General features: G+C 64.8%; 4 protein-coding genes. 2 read left to right on the top strand and 2 right to left on the bottom strand.

The features are described from left to right. On the bottom strand, window positions 1-1,066 hold a 1,066-nt coding region (locus H926_RS33445), incomplete at its 3' end, for a class 1 fructose-bisphosphatase (protein ID WP_202804745.1). A gap of 485 nt (window positions 1,067-1,551) precedes the next feature. Between H926_RS33445 and H926_RS0116120 the strand changes: the two genes are divergently transcribed. Beyond that, window positions 1,552-2,724 (top strand): acyltransferase, encoded by a 1,173-nt coding sequence (locus H926_RS0116120; RefSeq protein ID WP_022677237.1) that lies wholly within the window; start codon window positions 1,552-1,554, stop codon window positions 2,722-2,724. On the opposite strand, the gene H926_RS0116115 is transcribed toward H926_RS0116120, so the two are convergent. Then, a complete protein-coding gene (locus H926_RS0116115; RefSeq protein ID WP_022677236.1) occupies window positions 2,721-3,707 on the bottom strand; it encodes a LacI family DNA-binding transcriptional regulator in 987 nt (328 codons plus the stop codon). The genes H926_RS0116120 and H926_RS0116115 overlap by 4 nt on opposite strands. 171 nt (window positions 3,708-3,878) lie before the next feature. Between H926_RS0116115 and H926_RS28110 the strand changes: the two genes are divergently transcribed. Then, the coding region (locus H926_RS28110; RefSeq protein ID WP_148291770.1) for an HPr family phosphocarrier protein at window positions 3,879-4,724 on the top strand (846 nt) is incomplete at its 3' end.

Here is a 4,724-nt window from a genome sequence, read left to right as displayed (position 1 = left end):
GCTCGCTGGCGGCGGCGACTTCTTCCGGATCGCCCAGGATCACGCCGACGCGTTCGTGCAGGCCAGTGGGCACCAGGTCGAGAATGCGCGCATGGCCATTGCTCGATGCGCCGCCGGCCTGCTCGATCAGCATGCTCATCGGGTTGGCTTCATAGAGCAGGCGCAGGCGCGCGCTACCGCCCTTGCGGTGATCGGCCGGGTAGAGGAAAATCCCGCCGCGCTTGATGATGCGGTGCACGTCGGCCACCATCGAGGCGGGCCAGCGCATGTTGTAATCCACGCCCAGGGGGCCTTCGCTGCCCTGAATGCGCTCTTCGATATAGCGCGCCACGTGCGGCGACCACTGGCGGCGGCGCGCCATGTTGACGGCGAATTCGCGGTTGCCGCGCGGCATCTGCATCGGCCCGTCGGTCATCCGCCACGAACCGATCTCGCGGTCCAGTGTGAATTCATAGACGCCGGTGCCCACGGTCAGCACCAGCAGCGTCTGCGGGCCATAGATGGCATAGCCGGCCGCCACCTGGCTGGTGCCGGGCTGCAGGAAATCGGCCTCGGCCACGTCGCGCCCGGCGCAGGCCTCGGGCGCGCGCAGCACCGAAAAGATCGTGCCGACCGACAGGTTCACGTCGATGTTGCTCGACCCGTCGATGGGATCGAACACCAGCAGGTATTCGCCCTTGGGGAAACGGCCCGGAATGGGATGGAGCGATTCCATTTCTTCCGACGCCATCGCGGCCAGTTGCCCGCCCCATTCGTTGGCATCGAGCAGCAGGTCGTTGGCGATCACGTCCAGCTTCTTCTGCACTTCGCCCTGGACGTTTTCACTGCCCAGCGAACCCAGCACATCGCCCAGCGCGCCCTTTGAAATGGCAAAGTTGATTGCCTTGCAGGCGCGCGCCACGGTTTCCAGCAACAGGCGCAATTGCGGCGGACAGGGCGAATCCGGCCGCCGCTGCTGCTCGATCAGAAAGCGAGTGAGCGTGACCGGCTGCCCCGATTGCGGATTGGGCGCCGGCGCAGCGGGTGCGGCGGGGGCGCTGTCGATCACGGGGGTCTGGGTGCTCATCGGGCGAATCTCTCCTGCCTGGGCCCGGCCTGGCCGGGCGATGCGGCCCTCTCTAGGCCAAGTCTTGTGCAAATGCGAAGACGAAAGGGCAACTTTTGCGCGCAGCAGGACTGCCTGCCCGCTTCGGCAGGCGCGGCCAAGCGCACGTTGCGGAAGGCGAAGCGCCGGCAAGGCCGGCAAAAACGCATGACCTCGGTATTAAAAAATCGTCATGCGTTTGGAATCATGCCGCACACATCAGCAACGTTGCTGAATATTTCAAAAAAACATGAACTTTTTTACAGGTTTCCGCCGCACGTCTTGTGACCGCCAGCAGCTTTGACTTATAAAACCGCTATATCAGAATGATTTTAAAAAATAATAATCAGCAATTCTGAACGCCATATCGGCCTTTATTTGCATGCTTTGCAAATGGCCCTGCCGCAATCTCGCCCAACAGAGCCGAGACGCGACTGATCCCTGCCCCCTTTCAGGATCGCTAGACCATGGCACAAGAGCCAATCTCGAACGTCGCCATCAGCAGCAGGCCCTCGCCCCATCGGTTCGAAGCGATCGACAGCCTGCGCGGTTTCGCGGCGCTGTCGGTGGCGCTGCATCACCTGCAAGTGGGCAGCCACATCTATTTCTGGCACTACGTGCGCAATTCGTTCCTGTTCGTGGAATTCTTTTTCGTCTTGAGCGGCTTTGTCATCGCCTGCGCCTATCAGGACAAGATCCATAACCGGCAAGACTTCAAGATTTTCGCGATCAAGCGCATTGCCCGGGTCTGGCCACTCCACCTCGTCATGCTGGCCGCGTTCCTCTGCGCTGAAACCACGCTCTATATTCTCTCGCACAAGATCGCGCTGCCCCTGGCTCGGCCGCCGTTCAGCGAAAATCGCACACTGTCGGGCGTTCCAGCCAACTTCTTCCTGCTCAACGGCTTCCTGCCGATTCCCGGATCGGAATGGAACGGGCCGAGCTGGAGTATCAGCGTCGAGCTGGTCAGCTATGTCCTGTTCGCGCTGATCCTGCTCCTGGCCAAGCGGCACGTGCGGCTGTGCCAGTTTGCTGCCATCGCGCTTGGGCTTGCCTGGCTGATCCATGCCGATGGCGAACCGGGCTTCTATGCGTTTCTACCGCGCTGCATCTATTCGTTCTTCATCGGCGTGGCGCTGTGGAACTATCGTGGCACGTTCTCGCGCATTCCGGCCACGCCGTTCCAGATCGTCGCGATCGCGGCGGCCTTTGCCATGCTTACTTTCGGCGCGGGCTATGGCCTGTTCATGGTGGCTCCGATCGTGTTCCTGTTCGTGATCGCGGCTGTCTCGTTCGAAGATGGCGCGGTTGCCAAGCTCCTCAAAAAGCCGTTCTGCCTGTTCCTCGGGCGCACCTCCTATTCGATCTACATGGTGCATTTCTTCATCGCCTTCGTCGTCGCCAACGTGCTGAAAGTCGTGGCCAAGCTGCTGCACTCGCCCGCCGTGGTGCCCGGCACCGATCTGGCCACGATCAAGCAATCGCCGTTCATCATGGACGGCGTGACGGTGCTCTACCTCGTCGTCATCGTGACCGTGGCGCGGTATGCCTATCGCCTGGTCGAGCGTCCGGGGATGGAACTTGGCGCGCGCCTCGCCAGCCGCGTGCGCCGCCCTTCCCGCGAGGTTGTCGTGGTCTAACCTCGCGCCACCAACTTGCCCGCGAGCACCACCTTGCGGGTGGGCGCCCGCGGATTGTCCAACCGGTCGAGCAGCATGGTGGTGGCAGTGCGGCCGATTTCCTCGACCGGCTGCTCGATCACGCTGATCCCGCCCGCGCCACTGGCGCCCTGGCCGACGAAATCCATCCAGTCGTTGTTGTCAAACCCGGCCAGCGCCATGTCGTTGGGCACCGACAGACCCTGCGCGCGCAGGGTGCGCAGCACGTTGAGCAGCATGACCCCGTTGCTTGCCACCACGGCATCGGGGCGCTGCGGGCCAGACAGCAGGCCGGCCAGGGCGCGCTCGGCCTCGCCGGCGCTGTGGGGCACGGCGATCGCCTGCGTCTCCAGCCCGAGGGCCTTGGCCGCGCGCTCGAACCCGGCGCGGCGTTCCAGGCCGGTCGTGCTCATCGCGCCGAACAGGCCGGCAATGCGGCGATGGCCCTGGGCGTGGAGATGCTCCACCAGCACGCCCGCCATGCGTTCGTTGTCGAGCAGCACGCAATCGAGATCGGCACCGGGAATGGCGCGGTCGATCAGGACCACCGGGCGCTCTCCCCCCGGCCATTCGGTGCGGGCCACGCGCTGGCGCGAGGGCGCCAGGATCACACCCGCAGCGCGTTCCTGGTGCATCAGGTCAAGATACATCGCCTCTTTGGCGGGATCTTCATCGGTGTTGCACAAGATCACCTGCATGCCGCGCGCGGCTGCCACGGTTTCCACGCTGCGCGAGACGGCGGTGAAAAACGGGTTGCGGATATCAGCCACGATCAGCCCGATCACGTTGGAATGCCGTGAGCGCAACCGCCGCGCCGCCAGGTTGGGACGATAGCCGGTGCTTTTCACCGCATCGAGCACGCGCGCCTGCATGGCCGCGTCCACTGCCTTGCCCGCCAGCACCCGCGAAACCGTGGCGGCCGAAACACCGGCCACCCGCGCTACATCCTTGATCCCCACCGCCATCAGAAAACGTTCTCTCCAAAACCCCGGCCCTTCGGCCTGTTTTCGTGGCAAGCATGGCCCCAATCCGCCCATTTACGCAAGCCTCTTGACAAAATTCACGAGAAAACGTTTTCTCAACACACAGCGGCGGCCCAAGCTCGCCGACCAATGGCCCCAGGAGAGATGCGCGAAATGCAGCCCAACCCCGCGATTTTGCCCGAAGATGCGCCACATGGCGCAGCCGCTGGCGATGCCGTTCTGGTGCGCATCGCCGCCACGGCCACGAGCAAGGAAGACGCGATTCGCCAGGCGGGGCAGATGCTGGTGGCAGCCGGATGCGTGGCGCCGGGCTATGAAGACAGCATGGTCCGCCGCGAGGACGTGGCCAACACCTTCCTGGGCGCCGGCGTGGCGATCCCGCATGGCCTGGGCGAAGACAAGGGCCTGGTGCGGCGCGACGGCATCGCCGTGCTGCAACTGCGCGAAGGGGTGGAATGGAACCCCGGACAGACCGCGCAACTAGTGGTGGGCATTGCCGCCAGTTCCGACAGCCACATCGCCATCCTGCGCCGGCTGACCCGCCTGATCCAGGACGAGGCACGCCTGGCCGCGCTGATCGCCAGCGATGATCCCCATGCCATTGCCCGCGCCCTGGGCGAAGATGGCGCCGCCCCGACATCCGCAGCGCCAGTGGCCGATCTGGCCCACAGCGCGCAGTGGACGGTGGACTATCCCGCAGGCCTCCACGCCCGCCCCGCTTCTGCCTGGATGGATGCGGCACGCGCCGCGCCCGCCGCGCTGCGCGTCCGCCACGGCAATGACAGCGCCGATCCCAAAAGCCTGGTGTCCCTGCTGCAACTGGGCCTCAAGCAGGGTGACACGATCACCGTGTCGGCCGATGGCCCGCAGGGCCGCGCCGCGGTGGACCAGTTCCTGGCCGTGGCCCGCCGCCTGACCGCGCGGGAAAAGGAAGACGCTGCCCGTGCCGCCGCCAAGGTCGCTGCCGCTGCCGCGCAGAACGGCGGCAAGGGTTGGCAA

Origin of the sequence: Novosphingobium sp. B-7 (assembly GCF_000410615.1) — a bacterium.
Lineage (GTDB): Bacteria > Pseudomonadota > Alphaproteobacteria > Sphingomonadales > Sphingomonadaceae > Novosphingobium > Novosphingobium capsulatum.
Note: the sequence above shows the minus strand (reverse complement) of the source record. Positions and strands in the feature narration are given on the sequence as shown.